Annotated in this window: 15 protein-coding genes; 4 read left to right on the top strand and 11 right to left on the bottom strand. The window is 70.7% G+C overall.

Annotated features, from left to right (window positions below; all coding sequences use genetic code 11):
* Nucleotides 1-135: 135 nt before the first annotated feature.
* The 4 genes from ACFW48_RS24185 to ACFW48_RS24170 all read right to left on the bottom strand — a co-directional run bounded on the left by ACFW48_RS24185 (nucleotide 136) and on the right by ACFW48_RS24170 (nucleotide 4,305).
* Entirely contained in the window at nucleotides 136-1,179 is a 1,044-nt protein-coding gene (locus ACFW48_RS24185; protein WP_386317791.1) for a 3-isopropylmalate dehydrogenase, read from the bottom strand.
* A gap of 75 nt (nucleotides 1,180-1,254) precedes the next feature.
* Nucleotides 1,255-1,386: a hypothetical protein gene (locus tag ACFW48_RS24180; RefSeq protein ID WP_386317789.1), complete on the bottom strand. Its 132-nt coding sequence runs from the start codon at nucleotides 1,384-1,386 to the stop codon at nucleotides 1,255-1,257.
* Between the two features lie 305 nt (nucleotides 1,387-1,691).
* Complete coding sequence (gene pruA / locus ACFW48_RS24175) at nucleotides 1,692-3,332, bottom strand: L-glutamate gamma-semialdehyde dehydrogenase (RefSeq protein ID WP_386317787.1); 1,641 nt, start codon at nucleotides 3,330-3,332, stop codon at nucleotides 1,692-1,694.
* A gap of 46 nt (nucleotides 3,333-3,378) precedes the next feature.
* Entirely contained in the window at nucleotides 3,379-4,305 is a 927-nt protein-coding gene (locus tag ACFW48_RS24170) for a proline dehydrogenase family protein (protein WP_386317785.1), read from the bottom strand.
* 162 nt (nucleotides 4,306-4,467) lie between these two features.
* Between ACFW48_RS24170 and ACFW48_RS24165 the strand changes: the two genes are divergently transcribed.
* Nucleotides 4,468-5,673 carry a PucR family transcriptional regulator gene (locus ACFW48_RS24165; RefSeq protein ID WP_386317783.1) on the top strand — a complete coding sequence of 402 codons (1,206 nt, stop codon included), beginning with the start codon at nucleotides 4,468-4,470 and terminating at the stop codon, nucleotides 5,671-5,673.
* Here the strand turns inward: ACFW48_RS24165 and ACFW48_RS24160 are convergent.
* On the bottom strand, nucleotides 5,654-6,232 hold the full coding sequence (locus tag ACFW48_RS24160; protein ID WP_386317781.1) for a TetR/AcrR family transcriptional regulator: 579 nt from the start codon (nucleotides 6,230-6,232) through the stop codon (nucleotides 5,654-5,656). The genes ACFW48_RS24165 and ACFW48_RS24160 overlap by 20 nt on opposite strands.
* 97 nt (nucleotides 6,233-6,329) lie before the next feature.
* Between ACFW48_RS24160 and ACFW48_RS24155 the strand changes: the two genes are divergently transcribed.
* The gene (locus tag ACFW48_RS24155; RefSeq protein ID WP_386317779.1) at nucleotides 6,330-7,877 is read left to right on the top strand and encodes an MFS transporter; all 1,548 of its coding nucleotides are present in this window, start codon (nucleotides 6,330-6,332) and stop codon (nucleotides 7,875-7,877) included.
* A 60-nt stretch (nucleotides 7,878-7,937) separates the two neighbouring features.
* Here ACFW48_RS24155 and serA read toward each other — a convergent pair whose 3' ends face one another.
* From serA to ACFW48_RS24125, 6 genes are all read right to left on the bottom strand, one after another.
* A complete protein-coding gene (gene serA / locus ACFW48_RS24150; protein ID WP_386317777.1) occupies nucleotides 7,938-9,527 on the bottom strand; it encodes a phosphoglycerate dehydrogenase in 1,590 nt (529 codons plus the stop codon).
* A gap of 267 nt (nucleotides 9,528-9,794) precedes the next feature.
* Nucleotides 9,795-10,793, bottom strand: coding sequence for a ketol-acid reductoisomerase (gene ilvC / locus ACFW48_RS24145; protein WP_386317775.1), 999 nt, complete (start codon nucleotides 10,791-10,793; stop codon nucleotides 9,795-9,797).
* Between the two features lie 118 nt (nucleotides 10,794-10,911).
* Nucleotides 10,912-11,436 carry an acetolactate synthase small subunit gene (gene ilvN, locus ACFW48_RS24140; RefSeq protein ID WP_121749334.1) on the bottom strand — a complete coding sequence of 175 codons (525 nt, stop codon included), beginning with the start codon at nucleotides 11,434-11,436 and terminating at the stop codon, nucleotides 10,912-10,914.
* Nucleotides 11,437-11,471: 35 nt separating this feature from the next.
* Nucleotides 11,472-13,364, bottom strand: a complete 1,893-nt coding sequence (locus ACFW48_RS24135; RefSeq protein WP_386317773.1) for an acetolactate synthase large subunit — start codon at nucleotides 13,362-13,364, stop codon at nucleotides 11,472-11,474.
* A 272-nt stretch (nucleotides 13,365-13,636) separates the two neighbouring features.
* The gene (locus ACFW48_RS24130; protein WP_386317771.1) at nucleotides 13,637-16,684 is read right to left on the bottom strand and encodes a putative bifunctional diguanylate cyclase/phosphodiesterase; all 3,048 of its coding nucleotides are present in this window, start codon (nucleotides 16,682-16,684) and stop codon (nucleotides 13,637-13,639) included.
* A 407-nt stretch (nucleotides 16,685-17,091) separates the two neighbouring features.
* Nucleotides 17,092-18,033 (bottom strand): 2-hydroxyacid dehydrogenase, encoded by a 942-nt coding sequence (locus ACFW48_RS24125; RefSeq protein ID WP_386317769.1) that lies wholly within the window; start codon nucleotides 18,031-18,033, stop codon nucleotides 17,092-17,094.
* 75 nt (nucleotides 18,034-18,108) lie between these two features.
* Here ACFW48_RS24125 and ACFW48_RS24120 point away from each other — a divergent pair, with 75 nt between their 5' ends.
* On the top strand, nucleotides 18,109-19,107 hold the full coding sequence (locus tag ACFW48_RS24120) for an aldo/keto reductase (protein WP_386317767.1): 999 nt from the start codon (nucleotides 18,109-18,111) through the stop codon (nucleotides 19,105-19,107).
* 104 nt (nucleotides 19,108-19,211) lie between these two features.
* The gene (locus ACFW48_RS24115; protein ID WP_386317765.1) at nucleotides 19,212-20,381 is read left to right on the top strand and encodes a PQQ-dependent sugar dehydrogenase; all 1,170 of its coding nucleotides are present in this window, start codon (nucleotides 19,212-19,214) and stop codon (nucleotides 20,379-20,381) included.
* The last annotated feature ends 5 nt before the right edge of the window (nucleotides 20,382-20,386 follow it).

The following is a 20,386-nucleotide window of genomic DNA, read 5'->3' as shown; positions in this document are numbered from 1 at the left end:
GCGATGGCTGAAACGGGGTGAATGCGGCCCAGGGTTCGATGGTCGCACCTGGCGGACGCAGGAGAAAGCCGCCGGGTGCCTTGTTTTGGGACCCGGCGGCTTCGAAACGGTTTCGATCGAGTGGCGCGGCGGGTGTCAGCCGGCTACTCGTACGGCGAGTGCGTCGCCGATCTCGGAGGTGGAGCGGGCGGACTTGTCGCCGCGCTCGCCGAGGTCGGCCGAGACCGCGTCCTCGATGCGGGTGGCCTCGTCCTCGTAGCCGAGGTGGCGCAGCAGCAGGGCGACGGACAGCACCGTGGCGGTGGGGTCGGCCTTGCCCTGGCCGGCGATGTCGGGCGCGGAGCCGTGCACCGGCTCGAACATCGAGGGGAAGTCGCCGGAGGGGTTGATGTTGCCGCTCGCGGCGACGCCGATGCCGCCGGAGACGGCCGCGGCGAGGTCGGTGATGATGTCGCCGAAGAGGTTGTCGGTGACGATCACGTCGAAGCGCTCGGGCTGGGTGACGAGGTAGATCGTCGCCGCGTCGACGTGCATGTACTCGGTGGTGACCTCGGGGTACTCCGCGGCCACCTCGTTGAACACGTCGGTCCACAGGTGACCCGCGAAGGTCAGCACGTTGTTCTTGTGGATCAGCGCGAGCTTCTTGCGCGGGCGGGCCTGCGCGCGGGCGAAGGCGTCGCGGACCACGCGCTCGACACCGTAGGCCGTGTTGACGGAGACCTCGGTGGCGACCTCGTGCTCGGTGCCCTTGCGGATGGTGCCGCCGTTGCCGGTGTACGGACCCTCGGTGCCCTCGCGGACGACGACGAAGTCGATCTCGGGCTGGCCGGCGAGCGGGGTGGCGACGCCGGGCAGGAGCTTGCTCGGCCGCAGGTTGACGTGGTGGTCGAAGGCGAAGCGGAGCTTGAGCAGGAAGCCGCGCTCCAGGACGCCGGACGGCACCGACGGGTCGCCGATCGCGCCGAGCAGGATGGCGTCGTGCGCCTTGAGGGCGTCGAGGTCGGCGTCGGTGAGGGTCTCACCGGTGGCGTGGTAGCGCCGGGCGCCGAAGTCGAACTCCTTGGTCTCCAGCTTCACATCCTGCGGAAGGACGGCGGAGAGGACCTTGAGACCTTCGGCCACGACCTCCTGGCCGATGCCGTCACCGGGAATCACTGCGAGATTGAGGCTGCGAGACATGACGGCACCCTACCCCTCGTCCCACGGGATGACATGCGGCGTCCGACATGCGGACGCCGGCCTGTCACCCCCGGCTCAGTGGCCGGTGACGCCGCCGTTGTCCCGGCGGTCGAGGGCGCGCTGGAGGGCGGCGGCCGCGTTCTTGCGGTCGGAGTCACTGGTGCGGGAGAGGTGGCGGACTCGGCGGCGGACGGTCGTCTCGGCCATGGGAATCGACTCCTTCGGCACGCGGGCAGCGCGGAAAGCGAGTGGAAGGGGAGACGCCGGAAGGGGCGGGAAGCACGGTGCCGCAGGGGTTGCCTGCACGGGGCCCGGCTCACGACCGCCATTCGCTCGATCGAGCGGGACGTTCGGCTCCTACAAAGTTAAGGGAGCACGGAGCATCTGTCTCCACAATTACTCGGACTTCCTACTATCTGAGACGGTGCACTCGGTCACACGTGCCCGACCTGCGAAAACGCCCGACGGGCCAGGTCGGGTGACCTGGCCCGTCGGGCGTTGTTCCACGGGCGTCAGCCCATGTGCGGGTACGTGTAGTCGGTCGGCGCGACCAGCGTCTCCTTGATGGCGCGGGTCAGCGTCCAGCGCATCAGGTTCTGCGGGGCGCCGGCCTTGTCGTTGGTGCCGGAGGCACGGCCGCCACCGAAGGGCTGCTGGCCGACCACGGCACCGGTCGACTTGTCGTTGATGTAGAAGTTGCCGGCCGCGTAGCGCAGCTTCTCCATCGTGTACGCCGCCGCGGCGCGGTCGCCCGAGATGACCGAGCCGGTGAGGGCGTAGTCGGAGACGGACTCCATCTGGGTCAGCATCTCGTCGTACGCGTCGGCCTTGCTGTCGTCGTAGACGTGCACGGCGAGGAACGGGCCGAAGTACTCGGTGCGGAACACCTCGTTCTCCGGGTCGGAGCACTCGACGACCGTCGGGCGCACGAAGTAGCCGACCGAGTCGTCGTAGGAGCCGCCCGCGACGATGGTGCAGGTGTCGTCCGCCTTGGCGCGGTCGATCGCGGCCTTGTTCTTGGCGAAGGACCGCTCGTCGATGACGGCGCCCATGAAGTTCGACAGGTCGGTGACGTCACCCATGGTGAGGTAGTCGACCTCGGCGGCGAACTCCTCCTTGAAGCCGTCGTTCCAGATGGACGCCGGGATGTACGCGCGGGAGGTGGCGCTGCACTTCTGGCCCTGGTACTCGAAGGCACCGCGGGTCAGGGCGGTCTTCAGCACGGCGCGGTCGGCGCTCGGGTGGGCGACCAGGAAGTCCTTGCCGCCGGTCTCGCCGACCAGGCGCGGGTAGGTGCGGTACTTGGCGATGTTGTTGCCGACCGTCTTCCACAGGTGCTGGAAGGTCGGGGTCGAGCCGGTGAAGTGGATGCCCGCGAGGTCGCGGTGCTCCAGGGCGACCTCGGAGACCGCGATGCCGTCGCCGGTGACGAGGTTGATGACGCCCTTGGGCAGCCCGGCCTCCTCCAGCAGCTGCATCAGCAGCACGGCGGCGTGGGTCTGCGTCGGGGACGGCTTCCAGACCACCACGTTGCCCATGAGTGCGGGCGCGGTGGGCAGGTTGGCCGCGATCGCGCTGAAGTTGAAGGGCGTGATCGCGTAGACGAAGCCCTCCAGCGGGCGGTGGTCCATGCGGTTCCACACGCCCGGCGAGTTGGCCGGGGGCTGCTCGGCGAGGATCTGGCGGGCGTAGTGGACGTTGAAGCGCCAGAAGTCGATCAGCTCGCAGGGGCTGTCGATCTCGGCCTGCTGGGCCGTCTTGGACTGGCCGAGCATGGTGGAGGCGGCGATGGTCTCGCGCCACGGGCCGGACAGCAGCTCGGCGGCGCGCAGGATGATCGCCGCGCGGTCGTCGAAGGACATCGCGCGCCACGCCGGGGCGGCGGCCAGGGCGGCGTCGATCGCGTCCTGGGCGTCCTGCTGGGTGGCGTTCGCGTACGTGCCCAGGCGGGACTTGTGGTTGTGCGGCTGCACGACGTCGAAGCGCTCGCCGCCGCCCATCCGCTTGACGCCACCGATGGTGCAGGGCAGGTCGACCGGGTTGTCGGCCAGCTCCTTGAGCTTGGCCTCCAGACGGGCACGCTCGGGCGAGCCGGGGGCGTAGCCGTGCACCGGCTCGTTGACGGGGGTGGGGACCTGGGTCACAGCGTCCATGGGTTCCGTAACTCCTTTAACTGAGCGGTCTTGCGAGCGGGTGGGCTCAGCCCTTGCTGACCATCGAGCGGGCGAAGAACCGGAGGTTGGCCGGCTTCTCCGCCAGACGGCGCATGAAGTAGCCGTACCAGTCGGTGCCGTAGGCGGTGTAGACGCGCATGCGGTGTCCCTCGGCGGCCAGCCGCAGGTGCTCGTCGCCGCGGATGCCGTACAGCATCTGGAACTCGTACTCGTCGAGCTTGCGCCCGGCGGTACGGGCCAGCTCCTGCGCGATGGAGATCAGACGCGGGTCGTGGGACCCGATCATCGGGTAGCCCTCGCCCTCCATCAGCGTCCGCAGGATGCGCACGTACGCCTTGTCGATCTCGTGGCGCTGCTGGTACGCGACCTCGGCGGGCTCCTTGTAGGCGCCCTTCACCAACCGTACGCGACTGCCGTTGTCGGCGAGCCGGCGCGCGTCGGCCTCGGTGCGGAAGAGGTAGGACTGGATGACACAGCCGGTCTGCGGGAAGTCCTTCCGCAGCTCCTCGTGGATGGCGAACATCGAGTCGAGGGTGGTGTGGTCCTCGGCGTCGAGCGTGACCGTGGTGCCGACCTCGGCGGCGGCCTCGACGACCGGGCGGACGTTCTTCAGGGCCAGTTCGTGGCCGCCGTCCAGCGCCTGGCCGAACATGGACAGCTTCACCGACATCTCGGCACGCCCGCCGAGGTCCAGCGGCTTCAGCCGGTCGACCAGCTCCAGGTAGGCGTCGCGGGCGGCCTCGGCCTGCGCGGGGTTCGTGATGTCCTCGCCGACGACGTCCATCGTCAGCTCCAGACCCTGGTCGGTGAGGCCCTGGATGATCGGCAGCACCTCGTCGACCGTCTCGCCGGGGATGAACCGGTCGACGACCGGCTTGGTCACGGGCGCGGCCGAGACCAGGCGGCGCATCCGGTCGCTGCGCGACGCGGCGAGAATCACGGGACCCAGCACGGGGCACCTCCACTTACCAACCAACACGAGGCCGTTGCCCGACGAACGGGGGACGGCACGGAGAACCACCGTGAAATCTAAGGATCCACCCGATCGTCGGCCATCGACAGCTGTCACGCATCCGTGCCGCAGATCTCAGACAGATGTATGAAGGGCGCGCAAATGCGGCAGAATGCCCGGGTGATGTCGGATTCCAAGGATGACTACCAGGAGCTGGTCGACGAGATCTCCGAGCTGCTGGGCGCCCCCGCGACCCTGGAGAACCGCGACTTCGAGCTGATCGCCTTCGGCGCCTACGACAGCGAGGGCGACCTCGATCCGTCCGCCCTCGACCCGGTACGCACCCGCTCGATCCTGACCCGGCGCTCCACCGCCGCCGTCCGGGCCTGGTTCGAGGGCTTCGGCATCACCCGCGCGAGGGGCCCGGTCCGCATTCCGCCGACCCCGGAGGCGGGGGTGTACCGGGGGCGCACATGTCTGCCGGTACGCCATCGGGGTGTCGTCCTCGGCTACGTGTGGCTGCTGGACACCGACCCCGGCCCGACCGACCGGCAGCTGGCGGCGGCCATGGAGGTCACCGCCCGGATCGGCGCGCTGCTCGCGGACGAGGCACAGCACGGCGCCGACCTGAGCCGGGAGCTGCGGGCGGTGCTGACCGCCGAGCGCGACTGGCAGCGGGACATGGCCGTGGCGGAACTGCGCAGCGCCCTCGGCTCCCGCGCGGACACCCCGCACGCGGTGGTCTGCGTCGCCCCCTGGCCGTCGGCCGGTCCCGACGACGCGCCCTCGGTCCGTACGGTGCCGGGGGCGACGGCGCTGTGCACGGTGCCGTGGGGGTCGGCGGGCCAGTCACTGGCGCTGCTGGTCCGGCTGCGCTCGGTGGACGTACTGACCCCGGCGACGTCGGCGGCGGGGCGGCTGCTGGAGCGGGCGCGGGGCGCGAGCGGGGCCGCGGGCACCGCGGCGGCCGGGCTCTCCGCGCCGCGCACCGGGCTGGCGGAGCTGGGGGCGGCCTGGTGGGAGGCGTCGGCGGCGGCCCGGGCGGCACGCGCCGAGAACCGGTTCGGCCCGGTCGCCGAGTGGACGTCCATCGGGGCCTTCCGCCTGCTGACCGCGCTGCCGCCGCGGTCGGCCCACGATCCCGCCGTACAGGTGCTGCTCTCCCCCGCCCACCGCGAACTGACCCGCACCGCCGAGGTCTACCTCGACTGCGCGGGCCAGGCCGGCCGCACCGCCGCCGAGCTGGGCATCCACCGCCAGACGCTGTACTACCGCCTCTCCCGCGTCGAACAGCTCACGGGCCTGGACCTGGACGACGGCGAGGACCGGCTGCTGCTCCACATGGCGCTCAAGGCGTACCGCCTGTAGCGGCCTCCACCACCTGACGCAGGCCGTCCGTGAGCTGGGCCGCCTCGGGGGCGGACTTCGGGTCGAAGGTCCACTGGGCCATGACGCCCATCATCAGCGTCGTGTAGAAGGTGCCGAGCGTGTCCACGACCTCGTCCGGCACGTCCTCCTCGCGCGCGCCCGTGAACAGGGCGACGAACCCGCGCGAGCCGTCCCGCTGGGCCCGCGCCAGATGGTCGCGCACCTCGGGCAGCTGATCGCCCATGGCCACGACCTCCATGCTGAGGCGCCACATCGAGCCCGGCCGGCGCATGGTGCCGATGATGTTCGACCACACCGAGGTGAATCGCTCCAACGAGCCGGGCTCGCCGTCGATCTCGCCGTCGAAGGCCTCGGACATGTTCTCGACCATCGCCACGTAGGCCTGAGCGAGGAGCGCGTCCTTCGATCCGTAGTGGTAGCCGATGGACGCCAGGTTGGTCCCCGACTCCTTGACGATGTCGCGTGCCGTCGTGCGCACGAACCCCTTGGCGAGCAGGCAGCGCTTGGCGCCCTCCAGCAAATCCTCACGGTGTCCCATGGCGCCACCTTACCCACACGTCCATACGGCCGTCTTATACAGTCGTCATATACAGTCGTTCTAGACAAGCGTATAAGACGTACGTACAGTCCTCGGCATGACACCGAACCCGCCACGCGCCGGCCGCCGCGAGTGGACCGCGCTGACCGTGCTGATGCTCCCGCTCCTCCTGGTCTCGATGGACGTCTCCGTCCTCTACTTCGCGATCCCGCAGATCAGCGCGGACCTGGACCCGAGCGGCACCCAGCAGCTGTGGATCTTCGACATCTACGGCTTCGTCCTCGCCGGCCTGCTGATGACGATGGGCTCACTGGGCGACCGCATCGGCCGCCGCAGGCTGCTCCTCATCGGTGCGGCCGCCTTCGGCGCCGCCTCACTGCTCGCGGCCTACGCGCACAGTGCCGAGACCCTGATCGCGGCCCGCGCGGTCCTCGGCATCGGCGGCGCGACGCTGATGCCGACCACGATGGCGCTGGTCCGCACGATGTTCACCGACCCCGCCCAGCGGGCGAAGGCGATCGGGCTGTGGTCCGGGGTGATGACGGCCGGGATCGCGCTCGGCTCGGTGATGAGCGGCGTTCTCGTCGAGCACTTCTGGTGGGGCTCGGTCTTCCTGGTCAACCTGCCCGCGATGGCCCTGCTGCTGGTTCTCGGACCGGTACTGCTCCCCGAGTCGAAGAACCCCTCCCCCGGCCGCTTCGACCTGCTGAGCGTGCCGCTTTCGATGGCGGCGGTCCTGCCGGTGATCTACGGGCTGAAGGAACTGGCCGCCGAGGGCTGGAACGTCCGGTACGTCGTGTCGATCACCGTCGGTCTGCTGTTCGCGGCGTTGTTCGTGCAGCGCCAGCGCGCGTCGGCCGCGCCGATGATCTCACCGGCCCTCTTCCGCGGGCACGGCTTCACCCCGGCACTCGCGCTCAACACCCTGTCGGCCTTCGGGATGATGGGCTCGGCGTACTTCACCACCCAGTACCTCCAGTCGGTCCTGGGCAAGAGCTCGCTGGAGGCGGCGCTGTGGAGCCTGCTGCCGTCGGTGCTCATCGGCGCCGCGGCACCGGTCGCCGCCCAGCTGGTCCAGCGGGGCGTCGAGCGCGCGTACGTCGTGACGGCCGGCTTCGTCATCGCGGCGGGCGGCTACGGACTGCTGGCCCTGGCCGGCACGGACTCGCTGTGGCTGGTGCTGGCCGGGTCCGGCGTCCTCGCCGTCGGCATCGTCATCGTGATGTCCCTGCTCACCGACCTGGCCCTCGGCTCGGCGCCGGTCGAGAAGGCGGGGGCGGCGTCCTCCCTGCTGGAGACCGGTACCGAGTTCGGCGGCGCCCTGGGCATGGCCGCCCTCGGCTCCATCGGTACGGCCCTCTACCACCACGGCATGCCGTCGGACGCGCCCGCTCCGGCCCAGGAGACGCTGGGCGGCGCACTGGCCGTCGCCGCCGAACTCCCCGGGCGCGCGGGAGACGCCCTGGCGACGGCGGCACGCGAGGCGTTCACCGACGGCATGCAGGGCGCCGCGATCGCGGGGGCGCTGCTGCTCGTCGGGGCGGCGGGACTGGCGGCGGTGGGCCTGCGGCACATCAGGGTCCGTCCGGAGGCGCCCACGGAAAACGCCGAACAGGCTGATCGAGTCAGCCCGTCCGGCGTTTGAGGACGAGCCCGTTCAGGGCGAACGGGGGGTCCGGGGGCGGAGCCCCCGGACACGGCGACGTCAGACCAGGTTCACCGACCGGGCCGACGTCGCGCCGATCTCCGCCGCGACCTCCGCCAGCACCCCGGAGGGCACCGTGTCGTCGACGGTCAGCACGGCGAGCGCCTCGCCGCCGACCGTCGCGCGGGCGACCTGCATACCGGCGATGTTGATGCCGGCCTCACCGATGACGCGGCCGACGGTGCCGACGACGCCGGGACGGTCCTCGTAGCGCAGGACGACCATGTGGTCGGCGAGGGCGAGGTCGACGTCGTACTCGCCGACGGCGACGAGCTTCTGGAGGTGCTTGGGGCCGGCCAGCGTGCCGGAGACCGACACCTCCTCGCCGTCCGAGAGGGTGCCGCGCACGGTGACGACGTTGCGGTGCTCCGGGGACTCCGAGCTGGTGGTCAGCCGGACCTCCACGCCGCGCTCCTGGGCGAACAGCGGGGCGTTGACGTACGACACGGTCTCGTCGACGACGTCCTCGAAGACGCCCTTGAGGGCGGAGAGTTCCAGCACCTTCACGTCGTGCTGGGTGATCTCGCCGTAGACCTCGACGTCGAGGCGGACGGCGACCTCACCGGCGAGCGCGGTGAAGATGCGGCCGAGGCGCTCGGCGAGCGGCAGACCGGGCTTGACGTCCTCGGCGATGACGCCGCCCTGGACGTTGACCGCGTCCGGGACCAGCTCACCGGCGAGGGCGAGGCGGACCGACTTGGCGACGGCGATGCCGGCCTTCTCCTGGGCCTCGTCGGTGGAGGCGCCGAGGTGCGGGGTGCAGACCACCTGGTCGAACTCGAACAGCGGCGAGTCCGTGCAGGGCTCCTTGGCGTACACGTCCAGGCCGGCGCCCGCGACGCGGCCCTCCTTCAGCGCCGAGTACAGCGCCTCCTCGTCGACGATGCCGCCGCGCGCGGCGTTGACGATGCGGACGCTCGGCTTGACCTTGCGCAGCGCCTCGTCGCCGATCAGGCCGAGGGTCTCGGGGGTCTTCGGCAGGTGGACGGTGATGAAGTCGGCGACCTCGAGCAGCTCGTCCAGCGACAGCACCTTGACGCCCATCTGCGCGGCCCGCGCGGGCTGCACGTAGGGGTCGTAGGCGACGACCTTCATGCCGAAGGCCGACATGCGCTGCGCGACGAGGGCCCCGATGCGGCCGAGGCCCACGACACCGAGGGTCTTCTCGGCCAGCTCGACGCCGGTGTACTTGCTGCGCTTCCACTCGCCGTTCTTGAGCGCGGCGTTGGCCTGCGGGATGTTGCGGGCGGTGGCGACGATCAGGCCGCAGGCCAGCTCGGCGGCGGTCACGATGTTGGAGGTCGGGGCGTTGACCACCATCACGCCGGCCTTGGTGGCGGCGGAGACGTCGACGTTGTCCAGGCCGACACCGGCGCGGGCAACGACCTTGAGTTTCTTCGCGGCGGCGATGGCCTCGGCGTCGACCTTGGTCGCGGAGCGGACCAGGATCGCGTCCACGTCGGCGATGGCGGGGAGCAGTTCGGCCCGGTCCGCGCCATTGCACTGGCGGATCTCGAAGTCGGGGCCAAGCGCGTCCACGGTCGCGGGCGACAGCTCTTCAGCGATGAGTACGACAGGTTTCGAGCTCACGTGAGTCCTCACAAGTCCAATGCGGACGGCCGTCCCGACGGCCGCATGCGGTGGAGGTTTGCTAGCCGCGTGGAAGACGCACGACGCTGTGGGCCTGACGCGTATGTTGTTCAGCAGTCTAGTGGCGCGGCGGCGGGCGTCCTGCGCCTTGGCGGAAGGATCACCCGTCCGTGGCTGGACGGGTTGGACAACGCCGCACGTGCGACGTTACCCGTGGTTCGCCGAAGGGGCCGGAGCGGCTTCGCTCCGGCCCCTCGGGCGTGAGGCTTACGCCTCCTCGTCGACCCAGCTCATGAGCTTGCGCAGCTCCTTGCCGGTGGTCTCCAGCAGGTGCTCGGAGTCCTGCTGCTTGTACTCGTTGTACTTCTTCAGACCGCCGTGGTACTCGTCCATCCACTGCTGGGCGAACGTGCCGTCCTGGATCTCGGCGAGGACCTTCTTCATCTCGGCCTTGGTGGCGTCGGTGATGATCCGCGGGCCGGTGACGTAGTCGCCCCACTCGGCGGTCTCGGAGATCGACCAGCGCATCTTCTCCAGGCCGCCCTCGTACATGAGGTCCACGATCAGCTTCAGCTCGTGCAGGCACTCGAAGTAGGCGATCTCCGGCTGGTAACCGGCCTCGGTCAGGGTCTCGAAGCCCGCCTTGACCAGCGCGGCCGTGCCACCGCAGAGGACGGCCTGCTCGCCGAACAGGTCGGTCTCGGTCTCCTCGGTGAAGGTCGTCTTGATGACGCCGGCGCGGGTGCCGCCGATGCCCTTCGCGTACGACAGGGCCAGCGCGAAGCCGTTGCCCGTGGCGTCCTGCTCGACGGCGGCGATGCAGGGAACGCCGCGGCCCTCCTCGTACTGACGGCGCACCAGGTGGCCCGGGCCCTTCGGGGCGACCATGCAGACGTCCACGCCGGCGGGGGGCTTGATGAAGCCGTAGCGGATGTTCAGGCCGTGGCCGAAGAACAGCGCGTCGCCGTCCTTCAGGTTGTCCTTGATGTGCTCCTCGTAGACCTGGGCCTGGATCGGGTCCGGGACGAGGATCATGATGACGTCGGCCTCGGCGGCGGCCTCGGACGGGCTCACCACGCGCAGGCCCTGCTCCTCGGCCTTGGCCTTGGACTTGGAGCCCTCGTGCAGACCGACGCGCACGTCGACGCCGGAGTCGCGCAGCGACAGGGCGTGGGCGTGGCCCTGGCTGCCGTACCCGATGACCGCGACCTTGCGGCCCTGGATGATGGACAGGTCGGCGTCGGCGTCGTAGAACAGCTCGGCCACTGGGTTCTCTCCTTGTGTGCAGGTGTTGCGTCCCACCGTATGCCGGTGAGGGGAAGGGAAGTTTCGGGGTCTCGGAATGCGGGCGGCCGGCGGTGTGCGCGACCGCCCGTTTCCGTCGTTATGCGGACCGGTCGAGTGCGCGCAGCGAGCGGTCCGTGATCGAACGGGCGCCGCGACCGATGGCGATCGTGCCGGACTGGACGAGTTCCTTGATGCCGTACGGTTCCAGCATCTTGAGCATGGCGGACAGCTTGTCGCTGCTGCCGGTGGCCTCGATGGTGACGGCCTCCGGGGAGACGTCGACGGTCTTGGCGCGGAACAGCTGGACGATCTCGACGATCTGGGAGCGCGTCTCGTTGTCGGCGCGCACCTTCACCAGGACGAGTTCGCGCTGGACGGCCTGGGTGGGCTCCAACTCGACGATCTTGAGCACGTTGACCAGCTTGTTGAGCTGCTTGGTGACCTGCTCCAGCGGGAACTCCTCGACGCTCACCACGATGGTGATGCGGGAGATGTCGGGGTGCTCGGTGACGCCGACGGCGAGCGAGTCGATGTTGAAGCCGCGGCGGGAGAACAGGGCGGCGATCCGGGCGAGGATGCCGGGCGTGTTCTCCACCAGGACGGAGAGCGTGTGCTTGGACATGATCTGCTTCCTCTGCTTGAAAGTCCTGACGGCTCTCAGTCGTCTTCGTTGTCACCGAAGTCGGGGCGGACGTCCCGGGCGGCCATGATCTCGTCGTTGGAGGTGCCGGCGGCGACCATCGGCCAGACCATCGCGTCCTCGTGGACGATGAAGTCGACGACGACGGGGCGGTCGTTGATGGAGTTCGCCTCCTCGATGACCTTGTCGAGGTCGTCCAGGGACTCGCAGCGGATGGCGTAGCAGCCCATGGCCTCCGACAGCTTCACGAAGTCGGGGACCCGGGTGCCGGCGCTCGGCCCCGCGGCGGAGCCGCTGATGGACGCGGCGCCGTCGGCGTCCGGGCCGGAGTGCAGCACGGTGTTGGAGTACCGCTGGTTGTAGAACAGGGTCTGCCACTGGCGGACCATCCCGAGGGCACCGTTGTTGATGATGGCGACCTTGATCGGGATGTTGTTCAGGGCGCAGGTGGTGAGTTCCTGGTTGGTCATCTGGAAGCAGCCGTCGCCGTCGATCGCCCAGACCGCCTGCTCGGGCATTCCGGCCTTGGCGCCCATGGCGGCCGGGACGGCGTAGCCCATGGTTCCGGCGCCGCCGGAGTTCAGCCAGGTGGCGGGCTGCTCGTACTGGACGAAGTGCGCGGCCCACATCTGGTGCTGGCCGACGCCGGCCGCGAAGATCGTGCCCTCGGGCGCCAGCTGCCCGATGCGCTCGATGACCTGCTGCGGGGAGAGCGATCCGTCCTCGGGCTGGTCGTAGCCCAGGGGGTAGGTGTCGCGCCAGCGGCTGAGGTCCTTCCACCAGGCCGCATACCTCGACGCGGCGGCCTCGCCCTGGTTCCCCTCGCTGTGCTCCTTCTGGACGGCCTGCACGAGGTCGGCGATGACCTCGCGGGCGTCCCCGACGATCGGCACGTCGGCGGCGCGGTTCTTGCCGATCTCGGCCGGGTCGATGTCGGCGTGGACGATCTTGGCGAACGGGGCGAAGCTGTCCAGCTTGCCGGTGACGCGGTCGTCGAAGCGGGCTCCGAGGGCGACGATCAGGTCGGCCTTCTGCAGCGCGGTGACGGCGGTGACCGCACCGTGCATGCCCGGCATTCCCACGTGCAGCGGGTGGCTGTCGGGGAATGCGCCGAGCGCCATCAGGGTGGTGGTGACGGGCGCTCCGGTGAGTTCGGCGAGGACCTTCAGCTCGGCGGTGGCCTGCGCCTTGAGGACGCCGCCGCCGACGTAGAGCACGGGGCGCTTCGCGGCGGTGATGAGCTTGGCCGCCTCGCGGATCTGCTTGGCGTGCGGCTTGGTGACCGGGCGGTAGCCGGGCAGGTCCATGACCGGCGGCCAGGAGAAGGTGGTCTTCTTCTGGAGGGCGTCCTTGGCGATGTCGACCAGGACCGGGCCCGGGCGGCCGGTGGAGGCGATGTGGAACGCCTGCGCGATCACCCGGGGGATGTCCTCGGCCTTGGTGACGAGGAAGTTGTGCTTGGTGATCGGCATGCTGATGCCGACGATGTCCGCCTCCTGGAAGGCGTCCGTGCCGATCGAGGAGGACGCCACCTGGCCGGTGATCGCGACCAGCGGCACGGAGTCCATGTGCGCGTCGGCGATCGGGGTGACCAGGTTGGTGGCACCGGGCCCGGAGGTCGCCATGCAGACGCCCACCTTGCCGGTGGCCTGCGCGTAGCCGGTGGCCGCGTGGCCGGCGCCCTGCTCGTGGCGGACCAGGACGTGGCGCACCCTGGTGGAGTCCATCAGCGGGTCGTACGCCGGAAGGATCGCACCGCCGGGAATGCCGAATACCGTGTCGGCGCCGACCTCCTCGAGAGAGCGGATGAGGGACTGCGCACCCGTGACGTGCTCGGGGGCGGACTGTCCTCCGGATCGGGGCCGCGGCTGCGGGTGATGGGCCCCGGTGGCCTGCTCGGTCATCGGCATTCTCTTCTCGATGCTGAGGGTTTTGATGCTGAGGGTCTGATGCTTTGGAGCTGGGGTTTTTGCGAGGTTTCGAGCGGTGTGTCTCTGTTGCTCAGCGGCGCTGGTGCAACAAAAAACCCCTCGTGCCATAAGGCAAGCGAGGGGAGCGCGTCGGGTGTGGGTCGCCGGGAGTCCGGGTCGGTCCGGACATCACCAGCTCAGCCGACGCGCTTTCCAAGTACGAGAATTCGGGTGCGCATGGCACTGACCCTCCCCCCGGCACGCACCCACTGTCAAGTGGGTGGGACGGGAGTCTCATCATGTGAGCGCAGGGCCGTGCCACCGCCCAGGACGGCGGGCATTCCGGGAGTACCACCGCCCGTGCCGACGCCCTTGGAGTACACCCCCGCGCCGCCGCCCGCGAAGGCCGGTTCGGCCGGTCCGTGCGGCACCGGGTAGTGGCCGGTTTTGAGCGCTCTGCGCAGCCGGTACTCGTCCAGCGGCCCGGAGAACGCCATGCCCTGCCCGTGCGTACAGCCCATCGCGCGCAGAGCGACGATCTGCTCGGGCAGGTCCACCCCGTCGGCCACGGACTTCAGCCCCAGGTCGGTGGCGATGCGCAGCAGACCACTGGTGATCTTGTGCAGCCGCGCGGACTCCACGACGCCCTCGATCAGGCCGCGGTCGAGCTTGAGGACGTCCACGGGGAGGCGCCGGAGCGCGGTGATCGCCGCGTAGCCGTTGCCGAAGCCGTCCAGGGCGATGCGGACGCCGACCCTTCGCAGGGCGTTCAGCCGGCGGTCCAGCTCGTCCAGGCCGACCCGTGGGTCGATGTCCGACAGTTCGATCACAAGTGAGCCCGGGGGCAGTCCGTGCCGGGTCAGCAGGGCCTCCACCGATCCCAGCGGCATGGAGCGGTCCAGCAGCCGACGGGCGCCGATGCGTATGGCGATGGCCGCCGACAGCCCGGCCGCCGCGCGTTCGGCGGCCTGCTCGACGGCCTCCTGGAGCACCCAGCGGTCCAGTTCGGCGGTCTTGTCGCCGTCCTCGGTCACGCGCAGGAACTCGGCGGGGGTGAACAGCACCCCTTGTGAGGAGCGCCAGCGCGCCTGGGCGCAGACCGACGTGATCCGGCCGTCCGTCAGGGAGACCACCGGCTGGTGCAGCAGCGCGAACTCACCGTCGTGCAGCGCGGCCCGCAGGCGCGTGGCCAGCTCGGCCTTGCGTACGACGTCCTGCTGCATCTGCGGTCTGTACAGCTCGACGCGTCCCTTGCCGCCCGCCTTGGCGCGGTACATCGCGAGGTCGGCGTTGCGCAGCAGCTCGCCCGCACCGAGGCCCGGTTCGGCGAAGGCGACCCCGATGGAGGCGTTGACACGGACATCGTTGCCGTCGATGAGGTAGGGCTGCGAGAGCGTCATCCTGAGACGGTCGGCGAGTTCCATGATGTGGCCCTCGCGGGCGGACCGGTCCCGGGCGCCGTCCCCGACGATCAGGGCCGCGAACTCGTCGCCGCCCAGCCGGGAGGCGGTGTCCCCCTTGCGGACGGCCTCGTGGAGTCTGCGAGCGGCCTGCACGAGCAACTCGTCGCCGGCCTGGTGCCCGATGGTGTCGTTGACGGCTTTGAAGCCGTCGAGGTCGATGAAGAGCACCGCCGTGCCGCGCAGGGCGGCGCCGCGGTCGGAGGCACGGCGGCCGGACAGGGCCTGCTGGACGCGCCGGGTGAACAGGGCGCGGTTGGGCAGGTCGGTCAGCGGGTCGTGTTCGGCGTTGTGCTGGAGCTGCGCCTGGAGGCGCACTCTTTCGGTCACGTCCCGGCTGTTGAAGATCAGGCCCCCGTGGTGGCGGTTGACGGTGGACTCGACGTTGAGCCAGCCGCCGTCCCCGGAGCGGAAGCGGCACTCGATGCGCGTGGTGGGTTCCTCGACCGGGCTCGCGGCGAGGAACCGGCGCACCTCGTGCACCACGCAGCCGAGGTCCTCCGGGTGGATGAGACCGGCCAGTTCGCTGCCCACGAGTTCCTCGGCGGGGCTTCCGTAGACCCCGGCGGCGGCCGGGGAGACGTAGCGGAGGATGCCGTTGGGCGCGGCGATCATGATGACGTCGCTGGAGCCCTGCACCAGGGAGCGGAAGTGGTTCTCCTTCTGGGCCAGTTCCTGGGTGAGGGTGATGTTGTCGAGCAGCATGATGCCCTGTCGCACGACCAGCGCGAGCACCACGGTGCCGCCGGTCAGCAACACCACGCGGTCGACGCTGCGGCCGTTGAGCACGTTGTAGAGGATGCCCAGGGTGCAGACCGCGGCGGCGAGATACGGCGTGAGCGCGGCCAGCGACCCGGCGATGGGCCGGGAGGCCGGAAAGCGGCCGCGCTCACCACCGGACGCCGCCACCGGCGTGGGTGCGGGCCGGTGACCGGTGCCGCGCTGCCCGGGCACGTGTTCGCGCACCACGCGCGTGTGTCCGCCGGGTCCTTCCTCGTCCGACGGCCGCCCGTGCCGGGAAGCGGCCCAGGGGGCGTACGCGAGCAGCAGTGAGCCGGCGAACCAGCCCGCGTCGAGCAACTGGCCGGAGCGGTAGCTGTTGTGCAGCAGCGGCGAAGTGAACAGGGCGTCGCAGACCACCGTCAGGGCGAGCGCGCCGATGGCGGTGTTGACGGCGGATCTGCAGACGGGCGACCGCCGGAAGTGCAGGGCGAGCACCATGCTGACGAGAGCGATGTCGAGCAGCGGGTAGGCCACCGAGAGCGCGGAGTGCGCCACGCTGGAACCGCCCTCGGCCTTCGCCGCCTGGGCGAGCGCCAGGCTCCACGCCAGGGTCAGCAGCGAACCGCCGATCAGCCAGGCGTCCAGGCCCAGGCAGATCCAGCCGGCCTTCGTCACCGGACGCTTGGCCAGCACCAGCAGCCCCACGATGGCGGGCGGCGCGAAGCACAGGAAGAACAGGTCCGCGTAGCTGGGACTGGGCACCGGCTGCCGCAGGACGACCTCGTACCACCCCCAGACCAGATTGCCCAGGGACGCCATCGCCGAGGAGAGGGCGAACAGCAGCCAGGCCGGTCGGAACCGGACCCGGGGCCCACGGGCGTAGAGGAGGCAGGAGACGGCGGCGGCGCCCGCGGCGGCGCTCAGCCCGAAGTCGCCCATGATCTTGGCGACGTGGTCCGAGCCCCAGCCGAGCGCGGAACCGACGGCGTATCCCGCGCAGATCAGGGCCAGCACGAGCTGACGGACGAAGGTCGGTCCGCCGGCGGCGGCCGGCGGCCGGGGCAGCAGCGGTCGGGGCGGGGGCTGCTGCGTCCGCAGCGCTCCGTCCAGAGTCGGCACGGGGGGCGGCGGACTCACCGGGGCCTCCCGGTCCGCGCCGCCCCCGTGTCCCGCGGGCCCCGGTGCGGCGGCTGGGCCTGCCTCTTGCGGCCGCTCACCCGGCGCTGGTGAGGGCCGCACCGACCGTGGTGGCCGCCGGGCCGGCCGTGCTGCCCCCGTCTGCGCGCGGTCGTGGTCGTGCGCCAGGGTCGCCGGCGGCGGCTTCGCCGCGTCGGGTTGTTCGTCCATAGGCCGTGCATCGCCCGTCGCCCCCCTCACAGTCTGAGATGTCCATCCCCGGCGCCGAACCGTGCGCGGCGCATCCCCTGTCGGACGATACACCAGTCTCGTCACTCAGGGACATAGGTTCTCTACGCTCCGTGACGACCAGCGGATATGCGCGTACCCACCGCATCCGGGGGGTTGCGGAGGGTACCTGGAACGGATTACACGCCCGTCGTCAGGATCACGTTGCGCAACGGCTCCTGGTTCACGAAACGGCTCAACTGGTCCACCAGCAGCCGCTTGGCGCGCGGCAGGAACGCGGAGGTCGGCCCCCCGGCGTGGGGGCTGACGAGTACGCCCGGAGCCTGCCACAGGGGGTGGCCCGGCGGCAGCGGTTCGGGGTCGGTCACGTCGAGGGCGGCGGTGAGGCGCCCGCTCTCCAGTTCGGCGAGCAACGCCTTCGTGTCGACGACGGGACCGCGCGCGACGTTGACGAGCAGGGCGCCGTCCTTCATCCGGGCCAGGAAGTCCGCGTTGACCAGGCCGCGGGAGGCCTCGGTGAGCGGCGTGGAGATGACGACGACGTCCGCCTCCGGGAGCAGGGCGGGGAGTTCGGTGAGCGGATGCACCGGGCCGCGCGCCGTGGTGCGGGCGGAGCGCGCGACGCGCACCACCGGCGCGACCTCGAAGGGCACGAGCCGGTCCTCGATCGCGGCACCGATCGAGCCGTACCCGACGATCAGCACCTTCCGGTCGGCGAGCGCGGGCCGGAACCCGCCGAGCCACTCGCCCCGGTCCTGCGCCCGGACGAAGTCGGGGACGCCGCGCAGCGACGCCAGGATCAGGGCCAGGGTGAGTTCCGCGGTACTGGCCTCGTGCACGCCGCGCGCGTTGCACAGCCGTACGCCCGTGGGCAGGTGCCCCAGCCCGGGCTCCACGTGGTCGATGCCGGCGGAGAGCGTCTGGACGACCTGGACGGAGCGCATCCCCGGCAGCGGGCGTATGCCGATCCCGCTGGGCTTCATGTAGGGGACGACGTAGTACGCGCAGTCGGCGGGGTCGGCGGGGAAGTCCTCCTCGCCGTTCCAGTAACGGTAGGCGGGGCCCTCGGGGAGGCCCTCGATCTCGTCCGGCGGGATGGGCAGCCACACGTCAGGAGTCATGGTCAGGAGGCTATGTCAGGGGCGCGGAAGGGCAGAGGTTAGGTTGGGTGGCCTGACGAGGGAGGGTCACGACCGGTGGAGCGCAGGACGATCGGCGCGACGGCGCTCGCGGTGGGGGCCGTCGGACTGGGGTGCATGCCGATGAACTGGGCGTACAGCGCGTCGCGGCAGCGGGGGGAAGAGTCGGTCAGGGCGGTGCACCGGGCCCTCGACCTGGGTGTTTCCCTGCTGGACACGGCGGACATGTACGGCCCGTTCACCAACGAGCTGCTGCTGGGACGAGTATTGAAGGAGCGGCGGTCCGACGCCTTCGTGTCGACCAAGGTCGGCCTGCTGGTGGGCGATCAGCACATCGTGGCCAACGGCCGCCCCGGCTATGTGAAACGTGCCTGCGACGCCTCACTGCGCCGGCTGCAGACGGACGTCATCGACCTCTACCAACTGCACCGTGCCGATCCCGAGATACCCGTCGAGGAGACCTGGGGCGCGATGGCGGAGCTGGTCCGGGCCGGGAAGGTACGGGCCCTCGGGCTCTGCGCGGTCGGCGCGCGGTCGGCCCGGCGTCCGGGGGCCCGGCTCCACGACGCGACGATCCGGCAACTGGAGCGGGTGCAGCAGGTCTTCCCGGTGAGCGCGGTGGAGGCGGAACTGTCGGTGTGGTCGCCGGAGGCGCTGCGGACGCTGCTGCCGTGGTGCGTGACGCGCGGGGTCGGTTTCCTCGCCGCGATGCCGCTCGGCAACGGCTTCCTGAGCGGCACGCTGACCCCCGGGCAGGGCTTCGAGCCGGAGGACCTGCGCGCCCGGCACCCCCGCTTCACCGCCGAGATGATGGCGGCCAACCAGCCGATCGTGGCCGGCCTGCGCCGGATCGCGGCCCGGCACGGCGACGGCGTCACACCGGCGCAGGTGGCGCTGGCCTGGGTGCTGGCGCAGGGTAAGCACGTGGTACCGGTGCCGGGGACCAAGCAGGAACGCTGGGTGACCGAGAACGCGGGGGCGGCACGGCTGCGGCTGACCGAGCGGGACCTGGCCGAGGTGCGTGAGCTGCCGGCGGCGCAGGGGTCGTGGGAGTGACGCGCGTGCGATTGCCGGGTTCGGGACTCGGCGATCGGGAACTTGGGGGGCGCGTGCGGTGTATGACAAGGAGAACCCGCCGCGTCGAAGGGACCATGTCGACCATGATCGTGCAACGTCGAGCCGTGACGGCCGTGTTGGCCACCGCCGCCCTGCTGCTGACGGCGGGCTGCTCCTCCGACGACGGGGACCCGTCGGGCGCGGACTCGAGCACCTCCCCGAGCAGCACGGCGGCGCAGTCGCCGCCCTCGGGCTCGGCCGCCGAGGAGACGCCGCCCGCGAAGGGCTCCGTGAAGGTCGTCCGTACGGTCACCACGGGGCTGAAGAGCCCCTGGGGTCTGGCTCCGCTGCCGGGCGGTGACCTGCTGGTCTCCTCCCGTGACGAGGCCACGGTCACGCGGGTCGACGAGAAGACGGGCAAGAAGACTGAGCTGGGCGAGGTGCCCGGGGTGTCTCCGGCCGGCGAGGGCGGCCTGCTCGGCATCGCCCTCTCCCCCGACTACGCCTCGGACCGGATGGTCTACGCGTACTTCACCTCGGCCTCCGACAACCGCGTCGTCCGCATGCGGTACGACGAGAAGAGGCCGTCCGGTGAACAGCTGGGCGCGCCGGACACGGTCTTCCGGGGCATCCCCAAGGGCGTCGTCCACAACGGCGGGCGGATCGCCTTCGGCCCCGACAAGATGCTCTACGCGGGCACGGGTGAGAGTGGTGACACGGGCCTGTCCCAGGACAAGGAGTCCCTGGGCGGGAAGATCCTTCGGATGACGCCGGACGGCGAGCCGGCGCCCGGCAACCCCTTCCCCGACTCCGTGGTGTACTCGTACGGCCACCGGAACGTGCAGGGGCTGGCCTGGGACGACCAGCAGCGGCTGTTCGCCTCGGAGTTCGGTCAGGACACCTGGGACGAGCTGAACGCGATCAAGCCGGGCGACAACTACGGCTGGCCGGAGGCGGAGGGCGAGTCCGACGGCTCGGAGTTCCACGACCCGCTCGCCCAGTGGAGCACCGACGAGGCCTCCCCCAGCGGCATCGCCCACGCCGAGGGCTCCGTGTGGATGGCGGGCCTGCGCGGCGAGCGGCTGTGGCGCGTCCCGCTGAAGGGCACGGAGGCCGCGGCCGATCCGCAGGCGTTCCTGGAGGGCGAGTACGGGCGGCTGCGCACGGTGGTCCCGGCGGGCGGCGACAAGCTGTGGCTCATGACCAGCAACACGGACGGCCGGGGCGACGCGAAGGACGGCGACGACCGGATCCTGCAGCTGCGGGTGACGTAGCCCGC

The sequence above is a fragment of the Streptomyces sp. NPDC058812 genome (assembly GCF_042744565.1).
Taxonomy (GTDB): domain Bacteria; phylum Actinomycetota; class Actinomycetes; order Streptomycetales; family Streptomycetaceae; genus Streptomyces; species Streptomyces thinghirensis.
Note: the sequence above shows the minus strand (reverse complement) of the source record. Positions and strands in the feature narration are given on the sequence as shown.

What these genes read in the sequence shown, in the direction of transcription:
- ACFW48_RS24185 (WP_386317791.1), bottom strand. Translation starts at nt 1,179, where the DNA reads ATGTCTCGCAGCCTCAATCTCGCAGTGATTCCCGGTGACGGCATCGGC.
- ACFW48_RS24180 (WP_386317789.1), bottom strand. Translation starts at nt 1,386, where the DNA reads ATGGCCGAGACGACCGTCCGCCGCCGAGTCCGCCACCTCTCCCGCACC.
- pruA (WP_386317787.1), bottom strand. Translation starts at nt 3,332, where the DNA reads ATGGACGCTGTGACCCAGGTCCCCACCCCCGTCAACGAGCCGGTGCAC.
- ACFW48_RS24165 (WP_386317783.1), top strand. Translation starts at nt 4,468, where the DNA reads ATGCGGCAGAATGCCCGGGTGATGTCGGATTCCAAGGATGACTACCAG.
- ACFW48_RS24160 (WP_386317781.1), bottom strand. Translation starts at nt 6,232, where the DNA reads ATGGGACACCGTGAGGATTTGCTGGAGGGCGCCAAGCGCTGCCTGCTC.
- ACFW48_RS24155 (WP_386317779.1), top strand. Translation starts at nt 6,330, where the DNA reads ATGACACCGAACCCGCCACGCGCCGGCCGCCGCGAGTGGACCGCGCTG.
- ilvN (WP_121749334.1), bottom strand. Translation starts at nt 11,436, where the DNA reads ATGTCCAAGCACACGCTCTCCGTCCTGGTGGAGAACACGCCCGGCATC.
- ACFW48_RS24135 (WP_386317773.1), bottom strand. Translation starts at nt 13,364, where the DNA reads ATGCCGATGACCGAGCAGGCCACCGGGGCCCATCACCCGCAGCCGCGG.
- ACFW48_RS24125 (WP_386317769.1), bottom strand. Translation starts at nt 18,033, where the DNA reads ATGACTCCTGACGTGTGGCTGCCCATCCCGCCGGACGAGATCGAGGGC.
- ACFW48_RS24115 (WP_386317765.1), top strand. Translation starts at nt 19,212, where the DNA reads ATGATCGTGCAACGTCGAGCCGTGACGGCCGTGTTGGCCACCGCCGCC.